19 protein-coding genes are annotated in these 21,277 nt (G+C 64.7%); 6 read left to right on the top strand and 13 right to left on the bottom strand.

The window, feature by feature from the left end; all coding sequences use genetic code 11:
* Position 1: 1 nt before the first annotated feature.
* The 13 genes from leuC to AC3WQZ_RS08610 all read right to left on the bottom strand — a co-directional run bounded on the left by leuC (position 2) and on the right by AC3WQZ_RS08610 (position 13,338).
* Positions 2–1,411: a 3-isopropylmalate dehydratase large subunit gene (gene leuC / locus AC3WQZ_RS08670; protein ID WP_010814627.1), complete on the bottom strand. Its 1,410-nt coding sequence runs from the start codon at positions 1,409–1,411 to the stop codon at positions 2–4.
* A 332-nt stretch (positions 1,412–1,743) separates the two neighbouring features.
* A complete protein-coding gene (locus tag AC3WQZ_RS08665; protein WP_010814626.1) occupies positions 1,744–2,445 on the bottom strand; it encodes an ABC transporter ATP-binding protein in 702 nt (233 codons plus the stop codon).
* Positions 2,445–3,212 carry a high-affinity branched-chain amino acid ABC transporter ATP-binding protein LivG gene (gene livG, locus AC3WQZ_RS08660; protein WP_010814625.1) on the bottom strand — a complete coding sequence of 256 codons (768 nt, stop codon included), beginning with the start codon at positions 3,210–3,212 and terminating at the stop codon, positions 2,445–2,447. The genes AC3WQZ_RS08665 and livG overlap by 1 nt, the downstream gene beginning before the upstream one ends.
* A complete protein-coding gene (locus AC3WQZ_RS08655) occupies positions 3,209–4,492 on the bottom strand; it encodes a high-affinity branched-chain amino acid ABC transporter permease LivM (protein WP_492300341.1) in 1,284 nt (427 codons plus the stop codon). The genes livG and AC3WQZ_RS08655 overlap by 4 nt, the downstream gene beginning before the upstream one ends.
* Positions 4,493–4,505: 13 nt before the next feature.
* Positions 4,506–5,432: a high-affinity branched-chain amino acid ABC transporter permease LivH gene (livH, locus tag AC3WQZ_RS08650; protein WP_010814623.1), complete on the bottom strand. Its 927-nt coding sequence runs from the start codon at positions 5,430–5,432 to the stop codon at positions 4,506–4,508.
* A gap of 85 nt (positions 5,433–5,517) precedes the next feature.
* Entirely contained in the window at positions 5,518–6,633 is a 1,116-nt protein-coding gene (locus AC3WQZ_RS08645) for a branched-chain amino acid ABC transporter substrate-binding protein (protein WP_439668076.1), read from the bottom strand.
* Positions 6,634–7,158: 525 nt separating this feature from the next.
* Entirely contained in the window at positions 7,159–8,460 is a 1,302-nt protein-coding gene (gltA, locus tag AC3WQZ_RS08640; protein ID WP_010814621.1) for a citrate synthase, read from the bottom strand.
* Between the two features lie 43 nt (positions 8,461–8,503).
* Positions 8,504–8,791, bottom strand: a complete 288-nt coding sequence (locus AC3WQZ_RS08635; protein WP_010814620.1) for an FAD assembly factor SdhE — start codon at positions 8,789–8,791, stop codon at positions 8,504–8,506.
* A gap of 79 nt (positions 8,792–8,870) precedes the next feature.
* The gene (locus AC3WQZ_RS08630) at positions 8,871–9,572 is read right to left on the bottom strand and encodes a succinate dehydrogenase iron-sulfur subunit (protein ID WP_010814619.1); all 702 of its coding nucleotides are present in this window, start codon (positions 9,570–9,572) and stop codon (positions 8,871–8,873) included.
* Positions 9,573–9,606: 34 nt separating this feature from the next.
* Positions 9,607–11,385: a succinate dehydrogenase flavoprotein subunit gene (sdhA, locus tag AC3WQZ_RS08625; RefSeq protein ID WP_492300340.1), complete on the bottom strand. Its 1,779-nt coding sequence runs from the start codon at positions 11,383–11,385 to the stop codon at positions 9,607–9,609.
* A 3-nt stretch (positions 11,386–11,388) separates the two neighbouring features.
* Complete coding sequence (sdhD, locus tag AC3WQZ_RS08620) at positions 11,389–11,754, bottom strand: succinate dehydrogenase, hydrophobic membrane anchor protein (protein WP_010814617.1); 366 nt, start codon at positions 11,752–11,754, stop codon at positions 11,389–11,391.
* A gap of 11 nt (positions 11,755–11,765) precedes the next feature.
* Positions 11,766–12,176: a succinate dehydrogenase, cytochrome b556 subunit gene (gene sdhC / locus AC3WQZ_RS08615; RefSeq protein ID WP_010814616.1), complete on the bottom strand. Its 411-nt coding sequence runs from the start codon at positions 12,174–12,176 to the stop codon at positions 11,766–11,768.
* Between the two features lie 280 nt (positions 12,177–12,456).
* Complete coding sequence (locus AC3WQZ_RS08610) at positions 12,457–13,338, bottom strand: GntR family transcriptional regulator (protein ID WP_011615746.1); 882 nt, start codon at positions 13,336–13,338, stop codon at positions 12,457–12,459.
* 430 nt (positions 13,339–13,768) lie between these two features.
* Between AC3WQZ_RS08610 and AC3WQZ_RS08605 the strand changes: the two genes are divergently transcribed.
* From AC3WQZ_RS08605 to AC3WQZ_RS08580, 6 genes are all read left to right on the top strand, one after another.
* Entirely contained in the window at positions 13,769–14,752 is a 984-nt protein-coding gene (locus tag AC3WQZ_RS08605) for a malate dehydrogenase (RefSeq protein ID WP_010814614.1), read from the top strand.
* 133 nt (positions 14,753–14,885) lie between these two features.
* Complete coding sequence (locus AC3WQZ_RS08600; RefSeq protein WP_010814613.1) at positions 14,886–15,866, top strand: HpcH/HpaI aldolase/citrate lyase family protein; 981 nt, start codon at positions 14,886–14,888, stop codon at positions 15,864–15,866.
* A 50-nt stretch (positions 15,867–15,916) separates the two neighbouring features.
* Positions 15,917–17,113: a bifunctional 2-methylcitrate synthase/citrate synthase gene (prpC, locus tag AC3WQZ_RS08595; protein ID WP_492300338.1), complete on the top strand. Its 1,197-nt coding sequence runs from the start codon at positions 15,917–15,919 to the stop codon at positions 17,111–17,113.
* 165 nt (positions 17,114–17,278) lie between these two features.
* Positions 17,279–17,836, top strand: coding sequence for a hypothetical protein (locus AC3WQZ_RS08590; protein WP_010813536.1), 558 nt, complete (start codon positions 17,279–17,281; stop codon positions 17,834–17,836).
* Positions 17,837–18,115: 279 nt separating this feature from the next.
* Positions 18,116–20,821, top strand: coding sequence for an aconitate hydratase AcnA (gene acnA, locus AC3WQZ_RS08585; protein WP_492300337.1), 2,706 nt, complete (start codon positions 18,116–18,118; stop codon positions 20,819–20,821).
* A 238-nt stretch (positions 20,822–21,059) separates the two neighbouring features.
* Entirely contained in the window at positions 21,060–21,215 is a 156-nt protein-coding gene (locus tag AC3WQZ_RS08580; RefSeq protein ID WP_010813538.1) for a hypothetical protein, read from the top strand.
* The last annotated feature ends 62 nt before the right edge of the window (positions 21,216–21,277 follow it).

Genomic DNA, 21,277 nt, shown 5'->3' with positions numbered 1-21,277 from the left:
TTCAGCCCAGCTTGCGGATATCGACGAAATGGCCTTCGATGGCTGCGGCCGCTGCCATCGCCGGGCTCACCAGGTGGGTGCGCCCGCCCGCGCCCTGGCGGCCTTCGAAGTTGCGGTTCGAGGTCGACGCGCAACGCTCGCCAGGATCGAGGCGGTCGGCATTCATGGCCAGGCACATCGAGCAGCCCGGCTCGCGCCATTCAAAGCCCGCGGCCTTGAAGATCTTGTCCAGGCCTTCGCGCTCGGCCTGTTCCTTGACCAGGCCCGAGCCCGGCACCACCATCGCCAGCTTCACGTTGCCGGCGACCTTGCGGCCGAGCTTCTGCACCACCCACGCGGCGGCGCGCATGTCTTCGATGCGGCTGTTGGTGCACGAACCGATGAAGACCTTGTCGATATTGATGCTCTCGACCGGCACGTTGGGCTGCAGGCCCATGTATTCGAGCGCGCGCTCCATCGCGTTGCGCTTGTTCGGGTCCTTCTCCTTCTCGGGATCCGGCACGCGGTCTTCGATGCTGATCACCATTTCGGGCGAGGTACCCCAGGTCACCTGCGGACGGACGTCCTCGGCGCGCAGCTCGACCACCTGGTCGAACTTGGCCCCGGCATCCGAATGCAGCGTGCGCCAGTAGGCCACGGCCTGCTCCCACTCCACGCCCTGCGGCGCGTAGGGGCGGCCCTTCACGTATTCGAGCGTGACGTCGTCCACCGCCACCAGGCCGGCGCGCGCGCCCGCCTCGATGGCCATGTTGCAGACCGTCATGCGGCCTTCCATGGTCAGGTCGCGGATGGCCGAGCCGGCGAACTCGATGGTGTAGCCGGTGCCGCCCGCGGTGCCGATCTTGCCGATCACGGCCAGCACGATGTCCTTGGCGGTGCAGCCGCGCGGCAGCTTGCCTTCCACCTTGACCAGCATGTTCCTGGCCTTCTTGCCCAACAGCGTCTGGGTAGCCAGCACATGCTCAACTTCCGAGGTGCCGATGCCATGCGCGAGCGCGCCAAACGCGCCATGCGTGCTGGTATGCGAGTCCCCGCACACCACCGTCATGCCCGGCAGCGTGGCGCCCTGCTCCGGCCCGATCACGTGCACGATGCCCTGGCGGTGGTCGTTCATCTTGAACTGGGTGATGCCGTAGCTGTCGCAGTTGGCATCCAGCGTATCGACCTGCAGCTTCGACACCGGATCGGCAATGCCGTGGCTGCGGTCGGTGGTCGGCACGTTGTGGTCCGACACGGCCAGGTTGGCGCTGATGCGCCATACCGGACGCTCCGCCAGCTTCAGCCCTTCGAACGCCTGCGGGCTGGTCACTTCATGCAGCAGGTGGCGGTCGATATAGAGCAGCGTGGTGCCGTCTTCCTCGACGTGGACGGTGTGGTCATCCCAAAGTTTGTCGTAGAGCGTCTTGGCCATGATGCGATGGCGGGCCGGAAGACCGATCCTTTGCAGGAGTGGTCCGCGGTGACCGCGCGGTAGTTTGCAGGGGTATTATTCGCTTCGGTCGCGGTGGCGAGCGGGTGGCGATAGCGATAATCGCGCCGGAAGCCGCCCGAAGCGAGCGTTATTTCAAGCGTTGCCGCAATGCTTGACTTGGCAATTGATTATGCCACAGGGGGTGTGGCGGTCAGCCCCCTGCCCGGCCCGGGCAGCGGCTGCAATGTAATGTGATTGGCGAAAGGGGGATTTCGCGGATGGCGAAAAGGAAAAGGCCGCGGCCCGCCGGGGGGGGCCGCGGCCTCTTGGGATCAGCCGCCCAGGTAGGCGGCCTTGATCCGGTCGTTGGCCAGCAGGTTGGCGCCGGTATCGGCCAGCACCACCTTGCCGGTTTCGAGCACATAGCCGCGGTCCGCGACCTGCAGTGCCTTGTTGGCGTTCTGCTCGACCAGGAACACAGTGACGCCTTCGTCACGAATGGTGCGGATGATGTCGAAGATCTGCGCGATGATTAGCGGCGCCAGACCGAGCGTGGGCTCGTCCAGCAGCAGCAGGCGCGGCCGGCTCATCAGCGCGCGGCCGATCGCCAGCATCTGCTGCTCGCCGCCCGACATGGTGCCGGCCCGCTGGCTGGCGCGCTGGTTCAGGCGCGGGAACAGCTTGAACACGTGCTCGATGCCCGCCTCGATCTCGTCGCGCCTGGCGAAGAACGCGCCCATCTTCAGGTTCTCCAGCACCGTCAGGCTCGGGAACACGCGCCGGCCCTCGGGCGAGATCGCGAGCCCCAAGCGCATGATCTCGTGCGTGGACCGGTTGGTGATGTCCTGCCCTTCGAACGTCACGCGCCCGCTGGACGCGCGCGGCGTGCCGCACACGGTCATCATCAGCGTCGTCTTGCCGGCGCCGTTGCTGCCGATCAGGGTGACGATCTCCCCCTTGTTGACTTCGATCGATACGCCCGACAGCGCCTCGACGGCGCCGTAGTGGGTATGGACCTGTTCCAGCTTCAGCATCAGTCCTCTCCCAGGTAGGCCTTGATCACGCGCGGGTCGTTGCGCACTTCCTCAGGCGCGGCCGTAACGATCGGCTTGCCGTGCTCCATCACCAGGATGCGGTCGGACACGCCCATCACCAGGCTCATGTCGTGCTCGATCAGCAGCACGGCAATGCCGAACTCGCGCCGCAGCTGGTCGATCAGCTGCTGCAGCTCGATCTTCTCCTGCGGGTTCAGGCCGGCCGCCGGCTCGTCCAGCATCAACAGGCGCGGCTTGGTGATCATGCAGCGCGCGATCTCCAGCCGGCGCTGGTGGCCGTACGACAGCGTGCCCGCCTCGCGGTTGGCCACCGAGGTCAGCCCCATGCGTTCAAGCCAGACTGCGGCGCGCTCCAGCGCCTCGCGCTCGGCGCGGCGGTAGGCCGGCGTGGCGAACAGGCCGCGCAGGATGCCCGCCTGCACTTGGCGGTGCTGCGCCACCAGCAGGTTTTCCACCACCGTCAGCGACTTGAACAGGCGGATGTTCTGGAAGGTCCGCACCAGGCCCTTGCGCGCTACCTGGTGGCTGGGCAGGCCGGCGATGGCGTGGCCGTCCAGCGTGACCTCGCCCGCGGTGGGCTTGTAGAAGCCGCCCACGCAGTTGAACACCGTGGTCTTGCCAGCGCCATTAGGGCCGATGATGGCGAAGACCTCGTCGCTGCGCACATTGAAATCAATACCGTCCACGGCCAGCAAGCCGCCGAAGCGCATCTGCAGGCCGGAGACTTTCAGCAAATCCGCGCTCATTTCGGCAACTCCACGTGGGGACGGCTCGCGGGCAGCAGGCCCTGCGGACGCCACATCATCATCAGCACCATCACCAGGCCGAAGATCAGCATGCGATATTCAGCAAAACCGCGCGCCACCTCGGGCAGCACCGTCAGCAGGATCGCCGCCAGGATCACGCCCAGCTGCGAACCCATGCCGCCCAGCACCACCACGGCGAGGATCAGCGCCGACTCGATGAAGGTGAACGATTCCGGATTGACCAGGCCCTGGCGCGCCGCGAAGAAAGCGCCGCCGATGCCGGCGAACGAAGCTCCCAGCGTGAACGCCGACAGCTTGATGCGGGTCGGGTTCAGGCCCAGCGAGCGGCACGCGATCTCGTCGTCGCGCAGCGCTTCCCAGGCGCGGCCCATCGGCATGCGGATCAGGCGGCTGGTGACGAACAGCGTGAAGCCCACCAGCAGCAGCGCCAGCAGGTACAGGAAGATCACCATGTGCTGGCCGCTGTAGTCCCAGCCCAGCAGGTCATGAAAGGTCTTGGCGCCCTCCACGCTCGCGCTGCGCGCCATCTCGATGCCGAACACGGTCGGCTTCGGGATGCCGGACACGCCATCCGGGCCGCCGGTCAGGCTGGTCAGGTTGTTGGCCAGCAGGCGGATGATCTCGCCGAAGCCAAGTGTCACGATGGCCAGGTAGTCGCCGCGCAAACGCAGCACCGGGAAACCCAGCAGGAAGCCGAAGGTGGCCGACATCGCGGCGGCGATCGGCAGGCATTCCCAGAAGCCCAGCCCGAAATACTGGTTGAGCAGCGCGTAGGTGTAGCCGCCGATGGCGTAGAAGCCGACATAGCCCAGGTCGAGCAGGCCGGCATAGCCCACCACGATATTCAGGCCCAGGCCCAGGATCACGTAGATCAGCGCCAGCGTGGCCACGTCGACCGCGCCGCGCGAGCCGAAGAACGGCCACACCAGCCCGACCGCCAGCAGCACCCATACCGCCACGCGCTGCTGCCGGGCGCCCAGCTCCGGCACCGCCGGCAGGCGCACCGCGCTGCCGGCGCGCGACAGCAGCGGCTTGAACAGCTGGAACAGGAAGACCGCCGCCACGGCGATCCACACCGGCCGCCAGTGCGGCTCCAGCACGACCTTGTAGCCTTCCAGCTTGAGTTGCAGGCCCAGGATGGGAATGGTCAGGATGGCCGTCATCAAGGCGGCCGTGATCGCATTCTTGAGCGATTGTCCCGGTGCGGTGCCGCGTGCGGCGGCCTTGCCCGCGGGCATCGCGGAAACGTTGTTGGTCATGTCTCGTCCTCCCTCAGACCTTTTCGACGTCAGGCTTGCCGAGCAGCCCGGTCGGACGGAACAGCAGCACCAGCACCAGCAAGCTGAACGCAACCACGTCCTTGTACTCGGCCGGCATATAGCCCGAGGCGAAGGTCTCCGCCAGGCCCAGCAGCACGCCGCCGAGCATCGCGCCCGGGATGCTGCCGATGCCGCCCAGCACCGCCGCGGTAAAGGCCTTGATGCCGGCGATAAAGCCGATAAAGGGATTGAGCTTGCCGATGGTCAGCCCGATCAGCACGCCGCCCACCGCCGCCAGCATCGCACCCAGCACGAAGGTGAACGAGATCACCTTGTTGGTGTCGATGCCGAGCAGGTTGGCCATGCGCATGTCTTCGGCGCAGGCTCGGCAGGCACGGCCCATGCGCGAACGGCCGATAAACAGCGTCAGCGCGATCATCAGCACCAGCGTCACGCCGACGATCAGCAGGCGCGAGTACGGCACCGTCACGGTGAAGTCACTGCCCATCTGGAACTCGATGGCGCCCGAGATCAGCACCGGCACCGACACGTCGCGTGCGCCCTGCCCGATCTGGACATAGTTCTGCAGGAAGATCGACATGCCGATGGCCGAGATCAGCGGCACCAGCCGCGGTCCGCCGCGCAAGGGCCGGTATGCCACCCGCTCGACCGCATAGCCGTACACCCCAGTGACCAGCACCGAGACCAGCAAGGCGGCGCCCAGCACCAGCGGCAGGGGGTAGCCTGCCTGGGCGCCGATCGCGGTGAGCGTGACCAGGCCGACATAGGCACCGATCATGTAAATCTCGCCGTGCGCGAAATTGATCATGCCGATGATGCCGTAGACCATTGTGTAGCCGATGGCGATCAGCGCATAGATCGCACCCAGCGTCAGGCCGTTGACCAGCTGCTGGGTGAACTGTGGAAGGAATTCATTCATTGGGGAAGCCTCAGGAACTTGAAGCCCGATACCAGAACGCCCCGCCCGGGGTCCGGGCGGGGCGTGTGCGTGGAAAAGCTCCGGCTTAGTTGGCGGCCGTCTTGCTGGCGTCCTTGTGCCAGGTGTAGACCACGAACCTGAAGGACTTCAGGTCGCCCTTGTCGTCGTACTCGACCTTGCCGATCGGGGTGGTGAAGGCGTTCTTGTGCATGTACGCCGCGACCTTGGTCGGGTCGGTGCTCCTGGCGCCGGCAATGGCGTCGCCGATGATCTTGACGGCGGCATAGGCCGGCATCTGGAACGGACCGTTGGCGTCACGCTTCTTGTCGGCAAAGGCCTTCACCAGCGCGGCGTTGGCCGGGTCGGCCGAGAAGTCTGCCGGCAGCGTCACCAGCATGCCTTCCGAGGACGGGCCGGCGATCGCCGTCACGTCCTTGTTGCCCACGCCCTCGGGGCCCATGAACGCGGCCTTCACGCCCTGCTCGCGCGCCTGGCGCAGCAGCAGGCCCATTTCCGGGTGGTAGCCGCCGAAGTAGACGAAGTCCACGCCCTGCGACTTGAGCTTGGTGATGACGGCGGAGTAGTCCGAATCGCCGGCGTTGATGCCTTCGAACACGGCGACCGGGATCTTGGCGGCTTCCAGGTCCTTCTTCACCGAGCTGGCGATGCCCTGGCCGTACGACTGCTTGTCGTGCAGCACCGCGACCTTCTTCGGCTTGACCTTGCCGATGATGTACTGGGCGGCGGCCGGGCCCTGCTGGTCGTCGCGGCCGATGGTGCGGAAGATGTACTTGCGCTTCTTGGTCTCGGTCAGCTGCGGTGCGGTCGCCGACGGCGTGACCATGACGATCCCTTCGTTCTCGTAGATGTCCGAAGCCGGGATGGTCGAGCCCGAGCACACATGGCCGATCACGTACTTGATGTTCTGGCTGACGATCTTGTTGGCAACTGCCACGGCCTGCTTCGGCTCGCAGGCGTCGTCCATCATCACCACTTCGAACTTGTTGCCGCCGGCGCCGCCGTTGGCATTGAGTTGTTCGATCGCGGTCAGCGCACCGGCCTTGACCATGTCGCCATACTGCGCCACCGAGCCGCTCATCGGGCCGGCAATGGCGATCTTCACGGTTTCGGCGTTGGCAGCGGCGCCAAGGGTGGCCAGCACGGCGGCCAGCGAGATGGACGTAAGACGGGACAGCGTCATCAGGAGCTCCTCGATTTATGTTTGGGTCAACCGGGCAGAAACGGTGTGACCTGCGCAATCGAACAACACCCGCGGACTACGAATAAAGACGCCCGAGACGCGGAAGACGGGCCTGCAAGGGAGAGACAGCTTATGCGGGGCCCGGCATGTGTCAGTCCCGCTGAGGTACGGGGACCAAGGTTCGGAAAGACAACGTTTGATGCGTTCTCTATTGCGCAAGCGATTCGCCTGCCCCGCTTGCCGCACCGCACGCCGGAAGGGTGGCCCGGCTGCCGTCGGCAAAGCAGCCCGCATTATAGGGTCAAATTTCCTGCCGCAGGCGAAAATCGCACAACAAATGCGGAACTGAATTGACAGACTGAGACACAATTCTCCGCAAATTGCCGTTCTCACCACTTATCCGGCAATTTCCTGCTCCCTGCCCTGCTGCGACGCACAAGGCACTCCGGCCCAGAAACACAAACGCCCCGGCGGACCGGGGCGTTTGTGATTGCTGCATCGCGCAGCCGGATGACAAGCCAGCGATCAGCGCTTGGCAACGTCCGGCACGTCGCGGGTAGCTGCGCCAACGAACAGCTGACGCGGACGACCGATCTTGTATTCCGGATCGGTAATCATCTCTTCCCACTGCGAGATCCAGCCCGGGGTGCGGGCCAGCGCGAAGATGCAGGTGAACAGCGAGGTCGGGATGCCCAGCGCGCGCTGGACGATGCCCGAGTAGAAGTCCACGTTCGGGTACAGCTTGCGGCTGACGAAGTACTCGTCTTCCAGCGCGATCTTTTCCAGCTCCATGGCCAGCTTGAACAGCGGGTCGTTGTGCAGGCCCAGCTCTTCCAGCACTTCGTGGCAGGTTTCGCGCATCAGCTTGGCGCGCGGATCGTAGTTCTTGTACACGCGGTGGCCAAAGCCCATCAGGCGCACGCCCGAGTTCTTGTCCTTGACCTGCTTGATGAACTCGTTGATGTTGTCGACGCTGCCGATTTCTTCCAGCATCTTCAGCGCGGCTTCGTTGGCGCCGCCGTGGGCCGGGCCCCACAGGCAGGCCACGCCGGCGGCGATGGCTGCGAACGGGTTGGTGCCCGACGAACCGGCCAGGCGCACGGTCGAGGTCGACGCGTTCTGCTCGTGGTCTGCGTGCAGGATGAAGATGCGGTCCAGCGCGCGCTCCAGCACCGGGTTCACGGTGTACGGGGCGCACGGCGTGCCGAACATCATGCGCATGAAGTTGCCCGAGTAGGACAGGTCGTTCTGCGGGTAGATGTACGGCTGGCCGATGTTGTACTTGTACGCCATGGCGACCAGGGTCGGCATCTTGGCGATCAGGCGGATGGCCGAGATCTCGCGCTGGTGCGGATCGTCGATGTCCATCGCGTCGTGGTAGAACGCGCTCATGGCACCGACCATGCCGGTCAGCACGGCCATCGGGTGCGCGTCGCGGCGGAAGCCGCGCATGAAGAACTGCATCTGCTCGTGAACCATGGTGTGGTTCATCACGTGGCCGACGAATTCTTCCTTCTGCTTGGCGTTGGGCAGTTCGCCCTTGAGCAGCAGGTAGCAGGTTTCGAGGTGGTCGCACTTCTGCGCCAGTTGCTCGATCGGGTAGCCGCGGTACAGCAGTTCGCCCTTGTCACCGTCGATATAGGTGATCTTGGAATTGCACGAAGCCGTCGACATGAAACCGGGGTCGTAGGTGAACTTACCGGTCTGTCCGTACAGCTTGCGAATGTCGATTACGTCCGGGCCAACGGTACCCGTGTAGATCGGCAGCTCAACGCTGGGGGAACCATCGGAGAACGATAGCGTGGCTTTCACATCGGACGGCGTCATGTCGGATCCTTCAAATGCTGTGAATAATAATGTTGACCAAAACTCAGACCGTACGCAGCAGGGTGATCACTCGCTGCATCGGGGGCGTGTCGAGCTCACCGTCCAGTTCCTTGCGCGCAAGGAGCAGGTCCATCAACTCGTTGTCGCTGAGTTCGAACAGCTCGCTCAACGAAGCCACGTCCTCGTCGGACAGGCTCTCCTCGTAACGGTTGAAAAAACGTTCGACGATGATGTCGTTCTCCAGCAGACCGCGGCGGGCGCGCCAGCGCAGACGTGCGCGCTTGTGCGGGTCGGCCTGATGGGAGAAGGTGGTGGCAGGACTCTCAGTCATGGCTTCCTACTTTCGGCGCGCCAGCCAGATATAGCCGCTCTGGCTGACGCGCCGCTTACTACTGCAGACAGCCGCAGGCTCAGACCGCGCGGCGGACCATCAGCTCCTTGATCTTGCCGATGGCCTTGGTCGGGTTCAGACCCTTCGGGCACACATCGACGCAGTTCATGATGCTGTGGCAGCGGAACAGGCGGTACGGGTCGTTCAGGTTGTCCAGGCGCTCGTTGGTGGCCTGGTCGCGGCTGTCCGCGATGAAGCGGTAAGCCTGCAGCAGGCCGGCGGGGCCGACGAACTTGTCCGGGTTCCACCAGAACGACGGGCACGACGTCGAGCAGCTGGCGCAGAGAATGCACTCGTACAGGCCATCCAGCTCGTCACGCTCTTCCGGCGACTGCAGGCGCTCTTTCTCGGGCGGCGGCTCGTCGTTGATCAGGAACGGCTTGATCGAGTTGTACTGCTTGAAGAAGTTCGTCATGTCGACGATCAGGTCGCGCACCACCGGCAGGCCGGGCAGCGGACGCAGCACGATGCGGTCCGGCAGCTCGCGCATATTGGTCAGGCAGGCCAGGCCGTTCTTGCCGTTGATGTTCATCGCGTCCGAGCCGCACACGCCTTCGCGGCACGAACGGCGGAACGAGATGGTCTCGTCCAGCTTCTTCAGCTTGACCAGCGCGTCCAGCAGCATGCGCTCGTGACCGTCCAGCTCGACCTCGTAGGTCTGCATGCGCGGTGCCGCATCCTTGTCCGGATCGTAGCGGTAGACTTCGAAAATACGCTTCATTTCTGTGGGTCCTGTTGTCTCTACGATGCGGTGCTCAGAAGGTACGGGCCTTCGGCGGCACGCTTTCCACCGTCAGCGGTTCCATCTTCACCGGCTTGTAGTCGAGGCGGTTGCCTTCGCTGTAGAACAGCGTGTGCTTGAGCCAGTTCTGGTCGTCGCGATTCGGGAAGTCGCTGTGCGCGTGGGCACCGCGCGATTCCTTGCGGGCGGCCGCCGAGATCATGGTGGCCTTGGCCACTTCCACCAGGTTGGCCACTTCCAGGGCTTCCACCAGCGCGGTGTTGAAGACCTTGGACTTGTCCTTCAGGTGGATGTCGTCGGCACGCTGCGACACTTCCAGGATGCGCTCGACGCCTTCGTCCATCAGCTTCTGGGTACGGAACACGCCGGCATGCGACTGCATGTTCTTGCGGATGTCGTTGGCAATGTCCTGCGTGTACTCGCCCGAGGACGACGACTGCAGCTTGGCCAGGCGCGACAGCGCCAGGTCGGCGGCGTCGGCCGGCAGCGGCTTGTGCTCTTTCTGCTTCAGGTTCTGGGCGATGATGTGGTTGCCGGCGGCGCGGCCGAACACCACCAGGTCCAGCAGCGAGTTGGTGCCCAGGCGGTTGGCGCCGTGCACCGACACGCACGAGCATTCGCCGATCGCGTAGAAACCGTTCAGGACTTCGTTCGGGTTGCCGTTCTTAGGCACCACGACCTGGCCGTGATAGTTGGTCGGGATACCGCCCATCTGGTAGTGGATGGTCGGGACCACCGGGATCGGTTCCTTGATCGCGTCGACGTTGGCGAACTTCATGCCGATTTCGCGGATCGACGGCAGGCGCTTCATGATGGTCTCGGCACCGACGTGGGTCAGGTCGAGCAGCACGTAGTCGCCGTTCGGGCCGCAGCCGCGGCCTTCCTTGATTTCCTGGTCCATCGAGCGCGAGACGAAGTCACGCGGCGCCAGGTCCTTCAGCGTCGGGGCATAGCGCTCCATGAAGCGCTCGCCGTCCTTGTTGCGCAGGATACCGCCTTCGCCGCGCACGCCTTCGGTGATCAGCACGCCCGCGCCGGCCACGCCGGTCGGGTGAAACTGCCAGAACTCCATGTCTTCCAGCGGCACGCCTGCGCGCGCTGCCATGCCCAGGCCGTCACCGGTGTTGATGAAGGCGTTGGTGGAAGCTGCATAGATACGGCCGGCACCGCCGGTCGCGAACAGCGTGGTCTTGGCTTCGAGGATGTAGACCTCGCCGGTTTCCATTTCCAGCGCGGTCACGCCCAGCACGTCGCCGTCCTGGTCGCGGATCAGGTCCAGCGCCATCCACTCGACGAAGAAGTGGGTCTTGGCGCGCACGTTGCGCTGGTACAGCGTGTGCAGCAGCGCGTGGCCGGTACGGTCAGCCGCGGCGCAGGCGCGCTGCACCGGCTTTTCACCGTAGTTGGCGGTGTGGCCGCCGAACGGACGCTGGTAGATGGTGCCGTCGGGGTTGCGGTCGAACGGCATGCCGAAGTGTTCGAGCTCGTACACGACCTTCGGGGCTTCACGGCACATGAACTCGATGGCGTCCTGGTCACCCAGCCAGTCCGAGCCCTTGATGGTGTCGTAGAAGTGGTAGTGCCAGTTGTCTTCGCTCATGTTCCCCAGCGAAGCGCCGATGCCGCCCTGTGCCGCCACCGTGTGCGAGCGCGTCGGGAACACCTTGGACAGCACGGCCACGTTCAGGCCGGCTTCCGCGAGCTGGAGGGATGCGCGCATCCCGGCGCCGCCAGCACCGACGATGACCACGTCGAAACGGCGACGCGGCAATCCAGTCTTGACTGCGACCATTTATTACACCCTCCAGAGAATCTGAGCAGCGTAGCCCGCGCAACCGACGAGCCACAGAATCGTAAGAACTTGCAGCACGAGGCGAACCGCCATCGGACGCACATAGTCCATCCAGATGTCGCGCACGCCGATCCAGGCGTGATACAGCAGCGACAGGATGGTCAGGAACGTGATGATCTTCATCCACTGGTTGGAGAAGAGCCCTGCCCACGCTTCATACGAAGCGCCGTTCGACAGCAGGAAGGCAATGGCCAGGACCACGGTGAAGACCACCATGATCACGGCCGTGACGCGCTGCGCCAGCCAGTCTTTCAGGCCGTAGTGCGCACCGACGACAAGACGCTTGGGACCGATATTATTGTTTGCCACCTTGATTCTCCTCAGAACAGGCCGAACAGCTTCAGGCCGAAAATCAGGGTAAGCAGCAGGCTCACAACCAGCACGCCGATGGCAGACTTGGCCGAAGCCGGCTTGGAAACGCCGACGTGCACATCCAGCAGCAGGAAACGGATACCCGCGCAGAAGTGATGCAGATAACCCCAGATCAGGACCAGCAGAACCAGCTTGACGAAGCCACCGGACAGAAGCGCCGAGAACTTTGCGAAGCTCAGTTCCGAAGTTATGCTCTGCTCAAACAGATACAGGACGAAGGGAAGGAGGAGGAACATCAGTGCACCGCTCACGCGATGCAGGATGGATACCTTGCCGGCCCAGGGCAACCGGTAGCGCGCAATCTGCGCGATACCGATATTCCGGTACTCCGGCCTGGCTTGTTTGACGGCTTCAGCCATGCGAGACCCCATTTGCGGTAAACAAAAAACGAAACTGCCACTGCCCTGCATGCAACGGGATGCATTAGGGCAAATCCATGAGATTTTAGCGCCTTTGTTGCGCGCTGCACCAATAATTTTCAGCTATCAGGCACCAACAGGTGCCGCCCGACAATCGCACACCAATCACATCCGGCGGGCAATCCAGCGCAACATTAGCCGCGCCGCGCAACAGCCCGCACCGTCATGACGAAAGCCACAATAATCAACGCCAGCGGGCGCATCATGCCATGCGCCGGCGTCAGCTCAGGTCGTTCTGGTAATAGTGCCGCGTAGTCACGTACAGCCCGCGGCGCACTTCGACGGGGCGGTCGCCATAGGTGTACGACACCCGCTCGACTGACAGCAGCGGCGAGCCTACCGGGACAGACAGCAACTCGGCCGCGGTTTCATCGGCAGGCACGGCGCGGATCTTCTCCGAGGCGCGGATCATGCGCGTACCGAACTCGGCCTCGAACAATGCATACATGGGGCCCTTCCACTCGGTCAGCTTTTCAGCGGTGAGGCCCTTGAAGTTGGCGCCGAGCAGCCAGATTTCATCCAGCACGGTCGACTCGCCCGAGAAATTCAGCACGCGGCGGATCTGCACCACGCTGTCGCCGGTGCGGATGTCGAGCAGCCGGGCAATTTCGGCGGGGGCGCGCAGGCGCTTGCATTCCAGCACGCGGCTGGCGCCATAATGGGGTTCGCCTTCGTCCGGGACGAGGCGCAGGAAGCGGAACTTGACCACGTCTTCATGGTGCGTGGTCACGAAAGTGCCCTTGCCCTGCCGGCGCGCCACCAGGTTCTCGGCGGCGAGTTCATCGATGGCCTTGCGCACCGTGCCCTGGCTGACCTTGTAGCGCGAGGCCAGCTCCATTTCGCTGGGGATCATCTCGCCGGGCTTCCATTCGCCGGATTGCAGGCTGCGCGTGATCAGCGCCTTGATCTGCTGGTAGAGCGGACTGAAGGTGGGCGACGGCACGGACTGCAGACCAGAGGCGGGACCAGATTGCGGGGCCGCCTGCGGCACAGGCGCGGGCGGCGAAGAAGGCGGCTGCGCCCCGGCGCCAGGCGTGGCGGCGCCAGATTCCGGCGCGCCGGGTGCGGCTGCGCCAGTCAGGGACGTAGGCAGGGAGGACATAGCGGGATTTCACCACAAAAGGGCAAGATACGTCCAGCCTTACGTTAATTGTCTTATGTCTTATATAAGACATATGAATTGACATCACGGGAGGCCCGTCCTACACTCGCGCTGGTCCACGCCCGCGATGGCCCCAGGCACGCCAGCAGCAGTCAGGATACCGGAATGTATCGGCCCGGCAGAATCCCGGCAGCGCTCCGGTCTGGAAATGGCGCCACGCTTCGCAGTAGACTAACGCTTTGTTGCATCACCATGACCCGTTGTGGCTCTCCCTCACCGGTTCCGCCCCGTGGCCCCGCCACCTGGCTCCGGCGGACGGCCGCTCCCCGCTGTGGCGACAACCAGCACCCGGTGACCCGCCGCACCCCTTGTTATGGCAACGGCATGCCACCGACCGGCTTCCCCCCTTCTATCGTTTGGAGATTTACTCATGGCTAAAGCCCCAATGCGCGTCGCAGTGACCGGCGCCGCTGGCCAGATCGGCTACTCCCTGCTGTTCCGCATCGCCAATGGCGACATGCTGGGCAAAGACCAGCCGGTCATCCTCCAACTGCTCGACCTCCCGCAAGCCCAGCAAGCCGTCAAGGGCGTGGTGATGGAACTGGAAGACTGCGCGTTCCCGCTGCTGGCCGGCGTGGTCATCACCGACGACCCCAAGGTTGCCTTTAAGGACGCCGACGTGGCCCTGCTGGTTGGCGCCCGTCCGCGCAGCAAGGGCATGGAGCGCAAGGACCTGCTCGAAGCCAATGCCCAGATCTTCACGGTGCAGGGCAAGGCGCTGGACGAAGTCGCCAGCCGCAACGTCAAGGTGCTGGTGGTCGGCAACCCGGCCAACACCAACGCCTACATCGCCATGAAGTCGGCACCGAACCTGCCGCGCGAGAACTTCACCGCGATGCTGCGCCTGGACCACAACCGTGCCCTGTCGCAAATCGCCGCCAAGACCGGCAAGCCGGTGTCGTCGATCGAGAAGCTGTTCGTGTGGGGCAACCACAGCCCGACCATGTACGCCGACTACCGCTATGCCACCGTCGACGGCAAGAGCGTCAAGGACCTGATCAACGACCCGGTGTGGAACAACGACGTGTTCCTGCCGACCGTCGGCAAGCGCGGCGCCGCCATCATCGAAGCGCGTGGCCTGTCGTCGGCTGCTTCGGCCGCCAACGCCGCCATCGACCACGTGCGCGACTGGGTGCTGGGCACCAACGGCAAGGTCGTCACCATGGGCATCCCGTCGAACGGTGAATACGGCATCCCGGCCGACACCATGTTCGGCTACCCGGTGACCACCGCCAACGGCAAGTACGAGATCGTCAAGGGTCTGGAGATCGACGCCTACAGCCAGGAAAAGATCAATATCACCCTGAACGAACTGGAAGAAGAAAAGGCCGGCGTGCAGCACCTGCTGGGCTGATCCTCCGATCGCTCGAGGAAAGACCGGGGTTCCGCAACGATTCACGAATCAGTGCGGACCCCGGTTTTTTAATATCCAGGGGCTACGATGTCCCCTTGCTCTCCCCCCTCAACCCAAACCGGTCCGAATCAACGTGCATCCTTCCGAGGTCTTGTTCCAGGGCGAAGCCATCCCGGTCCAGTTGCCGGTGTGTGACCACTACGCGGGCAGCGAAAAGCTGATGCGCAAATCGCTTGCCCTGCAACAAGAGCTTGGCCCGGTCTTCGACATCACCTTCGACTGCGAGGACGGCGCCGCCGTCGGCCGTGAGAGCGAGCATGCCGAGCTGTGCGCGCAACTGGTCAACAGCCCGCTCAATGCCCACAATCGCGTCGGCGTGCGCATCCATGACCCGGCCCACCCGAACTGGCGCGAGGACGTCGACGTGCTGGTGCGCGCCGCCGGCGCGCGCCTGGCCTATGTGGTAGTGCCCAAGGTCAGCGACGTGGTCGAGGTTGCGCGCGTGACCGATCATGTCAACCAGGTGGCGCGCAATGCCGGCATCGCCCGGCATATCCCGATCCATGTGCTGGTCGAGACCCACGCCGCGCTGGAACAGGCCTTCGATATTGCCGCGCTGGTGCAGGTGGAATGCCTGAGCTTCGGCCTGATGGACTTTGTCTCGGCCCATCATGGCGCCATCCCGGGCGAAGCCATGCGCTCCCCACAGCAATTCGAACACCCGCTGATCCGCCGCGCCATGCTGGAGATCTCCGCCGCCTGCCACCGCCACGGCAAGGTGCCGTCGCACAACGTCAGCACCGACGTGCAGGCGCCGCAGCGCGCCGGCGACGATGCGCTGCGCGCGCGCAGCGAGTTCGGCTACCTGCGCAAATGGAGCATCCATCCGGGCCAGATCGCGCCGATCGTGGCGGCGTTCCGCCCCGGTGCCGAAGAAATCGGCGCGGCCAGCCAGATCCTGCTGGCCGCGCACGAGAACAGCTGGGCCCCGATCCGCCACGAGGGCCAGCTGCACGACCGCGCCAGCTACCGCTACTACTGGTCGCTGCTGCAGCGCGCGCAGGCCACCGGCACGCCGCTGCCGGCCAATGTGGAGGCATTGTTTTTCGCCTGAAGCCGATACCCGTACCAAAAACAAACAGGGCAGCGCCCAAGGAGACACGGATGTCCGCCTCGAAGTTCGCCGCACCCGACGCTGCACCCGACGCCACGGCCAGCGAGCCGGCCGCGCCCCGGGTCAAGAAATCCGTCGCCCTGTCGGGCGTGACCGCCGGCAATACCGCGCTGTGCACCGTCGGCCGCACCGGCAACGACCTGCACTACCGCGGCTACGATATCCTCGACATCGCCGAGACCTGCGAGTTCGAGGAAATCGCCCACCTGCTGGTACACGGCAAGCTGCCGACCAGATCCGAACTGGCCGCCTACAAGGCCAAGCTCAAGAGCCTGCGCGGCCTGCCCGCCAATGTGAAGGCCGCGTTGGAATGGGTGCCCGCCAGCGCCCACCCGATGGACGTGATGCGCACCGGCGTGTCGGTGCTGGGCACCGTGCTGCCGGAGAAGGAAGACCACAACACCCCGGGCGCGCGCGACATTGCCGACCGGCTGATGGCCAGCCTCGGCTCGATGCTGCTGTACTGGTACCACTACAGCCACAACGGCCGCCGTATCGAAGTCGAAACCGACGATGACTCCATCGGCGGCCACTTCCTGCACCTGCTGCACGGCGAGAAGCCGTCGGCGCTGTGGGAGCGCGCCATGCACACCTCGCTCAACCTGTACGCCGAGCACGAGTTCAACGCCTCGACCTTCACCGCCCGCGTGATCGCCGGCACGGGCTCGGACATGTATTCGTCGATCAGCGGCGCCATCGGCGCACTGCGCGGCCCCAAGCACGGCGGCGCCAATGAAGTCGCGTTCGAGATCCAGAAGCGCTACGACAACCCCGACGAGGCCCAGGCCGACATCACGCGCCGCGTCGAGAACAAGGAAGTCGTGATCGGCTTCGGCCACCCGGTGTACACCACCGGCGACCCGCGCAACCAGGTGATCAAGGAAGTGGCGAAGAAGCTGTCAAAGGATGCCGGCTCGATGAAGATGTTTGACATCGCCGAGCGCCTGGAAACGGTGATGTGGGACATCAAGAAGATGTTCCCGAACCTGGACTGGTTCAGCGCGGTGAGCTACCACATGATGGGCGTGCCGACGGCGATGTTCACGCCGCTGTTCGTGATCGCGCGTACTTCGGGCTGGGCCGCGCACATTATCGAGCAGCGCATCGACAACAAGATCATCCGCCCGAGCGCCAACTACACCGGTCCGGAGAACCTGAAGTTCGTGCCGATCGGCAAGCGCAAGTGAAGCGGGGCCAACTAGCCCCCGTCGATAATGTAACCAAAGACCAGAGCACTACGCCGCTCTGGGCAAATCGTAGAGAATAGCGGCGGAAATTGTCCCGGCGCCGCCCGGTTTGACGGCGGCGAATGAAACATAAATCGATTTCAGTATCCGAAAGGCACTCACAATATGAAACATCTTGTCCTTGCCGCCTGCATCGGCGCATTCAGCCTGACCACCGCCACCGCCGTGATGGCGCAGGAACCCGCCAAGAAGACCACCAGCAAGAAGGCTTCGACCAAGAAGAAGGCGGCCGCCGGAACCGCCGCAGCGGCCGGCGCTGCTGCCGCGGTCACCCCGAACGGCGAAAAATGGCAGTGTGAACTGGGCAACAACCTGTATATCGCCGGCGACATGCTGCGCGACGAAGTCCTGACCGTGCACTGGCAAGGCAAGGACTACAAGCTGCCGCGCCAGGCCACGGTGACCGGCGCCGACCGCTACTATGACGCCCGCACCGGCCTGGACCTGGTGGTGATCCCGAGCAAGGCCATGCTGTTCAACAAGAACCTGGGCCAGCGCCTGGCCGACGACTGCCAGAGCGCCGCCATGCAGGCTGGCGCCGCGGCCCCGACCCAGGCCGGCGGCCTGCGCGCCCCGGCCACCACCCCGCTGCTGGTCACGCCTCCGGGCGGCCCGACGCAGGTGCCGGAAGGCGCCCAGCAATCCGCAGCACCCAAGCAGTAAGTCCGTACCGGGGCGCTGGCGGCCGCTGAATTCGGCCCGCCAGCGCCCTTTTTTGCCTTGCCGGGCGGCCAATCCCGGGTGGGCATGCTGTCGGGCCGGCGCCGTCGCGGCCGGCGGGTTGCCGAGCCGGGTGGCGCCAAAGCCGCGCGGCGGTTAGAGTATGCAGTTGCAGTGCGCTGCCGGCCTCGGACCGCGGTCAAATGCCGCGGCAGCGCACCGGGGTCTCGATTCAGGTCCGAGCCAAATGCCATCGCATCATCCTTCGATCGGAGTACGGCAATGCCCCACAACCTCAAGAACACGCTAAAAGAATTCAAGATCGGCTCTTCCGGCAAGGGCCAGTATTACTCCCTGCCCCAGTTGGGCGAGGAGCTGGACGTGGTAATCGGGCGACTGCCGGTGTCGATCCGCGTGGTGCTGGAATCGGTGCTGCGCAACTGCGACGGCAAGAAGGTCACCGAAGAGCACGTCAGGCAACTGGCCAACTGGAAGCCGAACGCCGAGCGCGTCGACGAAATTCCCTTCGTGGTGGCCCGTGTGGTCTTGCAGGACTTTACCGGCGTGCCGCTGCTGGCCGACCTCGCCGCGATGCGCAACGTCGCCGAGAAGATGGGCAAGAACCCCAAGAAGATCGAGCCGCTGGTGCCGGTGGACCTGGTGGTCGACCACTCGGTGCAGGTCGACCATTTCCGCGAAAAGAAGGCGCTGGACCTGAACATGCAGCTGGAATTCCAGCGCAACAACGAGCGCTACCAGTTCATGAAGTGGGGCATGCAGGCCTTCGATACCTTCGGCGTGGTGCAGCCGGGCTTCGGTATCGTCCACCAGGTCAACCTGGAATACCTGGCCCGTGGCGTGCACAAGAGAGACGGCGTCTACTACCCGGACACCCTGGTCGGCACTGACTCACACACCACCATGATCAACGGCATCGGCGTGGTGGGCTGGGGCGTCGGCGGCATCGAGGCCGAAGCCGGCATGCTGGGCCAGCCGGTCTATTTCCTGACGCCGGACGTGGTTGGCGTGGAGCTGAAGGGCCGCCTGCGCGAAGGCGTCACCGCCACCGACCTGGTGCTGACCATCACCGAGATGCTGCGCAAGGAGAAGGTCGTCGGCAAGTTCGTCGAGTTCTTCGGCGAAGGCACCGCCAGCCTGGCCCTGCCCGACCGCGCCACCATCGGCAACATGGCGCCGGAATACGGCGCCACCATGGGCTTCTTCCCGGTGGACGAGAAGACCATCGACTACTTCAAGGGCACCGGCCGCACCGAAGAGGAAATCGCCGCGTTCGAGGGCTATTTCCGCGCACAGAAGATGTTCGGCATTCCCAGGGCCGGCGAGATCGACTACAGCAAAGTGGTGACGCTGGACCTGGGCACGGTGGCGCCGTCGCTGGCGGGCCCGAAGCGTCCGCAGGACCGCATCGAGATCGGCAACGTCAAGAGCACCTTCGCCTCGCTGTTCAGCAAGCCGGTGGCCGAGAACGGCTTCAACAAGGAGGCGGCCGACCTGGACCGCGCCTACACCACCACCGACGGCCTCGAGGTGAAGAACGGCGACGTGCTGATCGCCGCGATCACGTCCTGCACCAACACCTCCAACCCGAGCGTGCTGCTGGGCGCCGGCCTGCTGGCCAAGAAGGCGGTGGAAGCCGGCCTGACGGTGGCGCCGCACATCAAGACCTCGCTGGCCCCGGGCAGCCGCGTGGTGACTGAATACCTGACGGCCGCCGGCCTGCTGCCCTACCTGGAAAAGCTGGGCTTCGGCGTGACCGCCTATGGCTGCACCACCTGCATCGGCAACGCCGGCGACCTGACGCCCGAGCTGAACGAGGCCATCACCAGGAACGACCTCGTGGCCGCTGCCGTGCTGTCGGGCAACCGCAATTTCGAGGCCCGCATCCACCCGAACATCCGTGCCAACTTCCTGGCCTCGCCGCCGCTGGTGGTGGCCTACGCCATCGCCGGCAATGTCACGCGCGACCTGATGACCGAGCCCGTGGGCAAGGGCAAGAAGGGCCGCGACATCTACCTGGGCGATATCTGGCCGACCTCGGAAGAAATCCACGCACTGATGAAGTACGCGATGGATGCCAAGACCTTCAAGGGCAACTACGAACAGGTCAAGAAGCCGAGCAAGCTGTGGGCCGGCATCAAGGGCACCAAGGGCCAGGTCTACGACTGGCCCAAGTCGACGTACATCGCCGAGCCGCCCTTCTTCCAGGACTTCAGGATGCAGCCCGCCGCCACCAGCGCCAGCGTGCGCGGCGCGCGTGCGCTGGGCATCTTCGGCGATTCGGTGACGACCGACCACATCTCACCGGCCGGATCGATCAAGGACACCTCGCCCGCGGGCAAGTACCTGCTGTCGCACGGCGTGCTGAAGGCCGACTTCAACAGCTACGGTTCGCGCCGCGGCAACCATGAAGTCATGATGCGCGGCACCTTCGCCAACGTGCGCATCAAGAACCTGATGATCCCGCCCAAGGCCGACGGCTCGCGCGTGGAAGGCGGCATCACGCTGCACCAGCCCACCGGTGACGAAATGTCGATCTACGATGCCGCCATGAAGTACGTGGCCGAGGGCACGCCCACGGTGGTGTTCGGCGGCGAAGAGTACGGCACCGGCTCGTCGCGCGACTGGGCCGCCAAGGGCACGCAGCTGCTGGGCGTGAAGGCCGTGGTGGCACGCAGCTTCGAGCGCATCCACCGCTCCAACCTGGTCGGCATGGGCGTGCTGCCGCTGCAGTTCAAGGGCAACGACAGTGCGCAGACGCTGGGCATCACCGGCAACGAGACCTTCGATATCGAAGGCATCGAGGGCGACCTGAAGCCGCAGCAGGACGTGGTGCTGGTGATCCATCGCGCCAATGGCGACGTGCAGCGCGTGCCGGTGCTGTTGCGCATCGATACGCCGATCGAGGTCGACTACTACAACCACGGCGGCATCCTGCCGTTCGTGCTGCGCCAGCTGCTGGCCGCCTGAGATCCACCTGAGGCGCCCGCAGCCTGCCAAGGCTGACGCCGCCTGCCCGGGCCCCGTTGCGGGGCCCGGGCAGGCGGCGTTTTTCATTGAGGTCCTGCGCCCCTTGCATCACCCCGAACGAAGCCGGGCGCGTGTAAGTTCCACGCAAGCCAGTGCTGCCACACTGTGTTGCACAAGAACAGCGGTCGCACGACCGGAAGCCGGGTCCGCCCGGCATCATCCAGAATCAGGAGACACCATGGTTAAGATCCTTATCGCATTCGTCGTGGTTGCCGGCGCGGCCCTCTACCTGCTGACCAAGGGCGGCAGCGACGTTTCCATGTCCGGCGAGTCGCACAGCGTCGAAAGCCACGCGCCCGCGGCCCCTGCCGCCTCCGCTCCGGCCCAGAAATAAAGCCACACGCCCGGGCGCGTCCGCACACGCTGCACGCATATAGCGGCCTGCGTGTCAACGCA

The sequence above is a fragment of the Cupriavidus sp. FW305-26 genome (genome assembly GCF_058787975.1).
This window is presented reverse-complemented; position numbering and strand designations above follow the sequence as displayed.

Coding starts and splice junctions, on each gene's coding strand:
- AC3WQZ_RS08605 (WP_010814614.1), top strand. CDS start 13,769: ATGGCTAAAGCCCCAATGCGCGTCGCAGTGACCGGCGCCGCTGGCCAG.
- AC3WQZ_RS08610 (WP_011615746.1), bottom strand. CDS start 13,338: ATGTCCTCCCTGCCTACGTCCCTGACTGGCGCAGCCGCACCCGGCGCG.
- AC3WQZ_RS08665 (WP_010814626.1), bottom strand. CDS start 2,445: ATGCTGAAGCTGGAACAGGTCCATACCCACTACGGCGCCGTCGAGGCG.
- livH (WP_010814623.1), bottom strand. CDS start 5,432: ATGAATGAATTCCTTCCACAGTTCACCCAGCAGCTGGTCAACGGCCTG.
- AC3WQZ_RS08590 (WP_010813536.1), top strand. CDS start 17,279: ATGAAACATCTTGTCCTTGCCGCCTGCATCGGCGCATTCAGCCTGACC.
- AC3WQZ_RS08635 (WP_010814620.1), bottom strand. CDS start 8,791: ATGACTGAGAGTCCTGCCACCACCTTCTCCCATCAGGCCGACCCGCAC.
- sdhC (WP_010814616.1), bottom strand. CDS start 12,176: ATGGCTGAAGCCGTCAAACAAGCCAGGCCGGAGTACCGGAATATCGGT.
- AC3WQZ_RS08630 (WP_010814619.1), bottom strand. CDS start 9,572: ATGAAGCGTATTTTCGAAGTCTACCGCTACGATCCGGACAAGGATGCG.
- sdhA (WP_492300340.1), bottom strand. CDS start 11,385: ATGGTCGCAGTCAAGACTGGATTGCCGCGTCGCCGTTTCGACGTGGTC.
- AC3WQZ_RS08580 (WP_010813538.1), top strand. CDS start 21,060: ATGGTTAAGATCCTTATCGCATTCGTCGTGGTTGCCGGCGCGGCCCTC.
- prpC (WP_492300338.1), top strand. CDS start 15,917: ATGTCCGCCTCGAAGTTCGCCGCACCCGACGCTGCACCCGACGCCACG.
- AC3WQZ_RS08655 (WP_492300341.1), bottom strand. CDS start 4,492: ATGACCAACAACGTTTCCGCGATGCCCGCGGGCAAGGCCGCCGCACGC.
- gltA (WP_010814621.1), bottom strand. CDS start 8,460: ATGACGCCGTCCGATGTGAAAGCCACGCTATCGTTCTCCGATGGTTCC.
- leuC (WP_010814627.1), bottom strand. CDS start 1,411: ATGGCCAAGACGCTCTACGACAAACTTTGGGATGACCACACCGTCCAC.
- livG (WP_010814625.1), bottom strand. CDS start 3,212: ATGAGCGCGGATTTGCTGAAAGTCTCCGGCCTGCAGATGCGCTTCGGC.
- AC3WQZ_RS08645 (WP_439668076.1), bottom strand. CDS start 6,633: ATGACGCTGTCCCGTCTTACGTCCATCTCGCTGGCCGCCGTGCTGGCC.
- acnA (WP_492300337.1), top strand. CDS start 18,116: ATGCCCCACAACCTCAAGAACACGCTAAAAGAATTCAAGATCGGCTCT.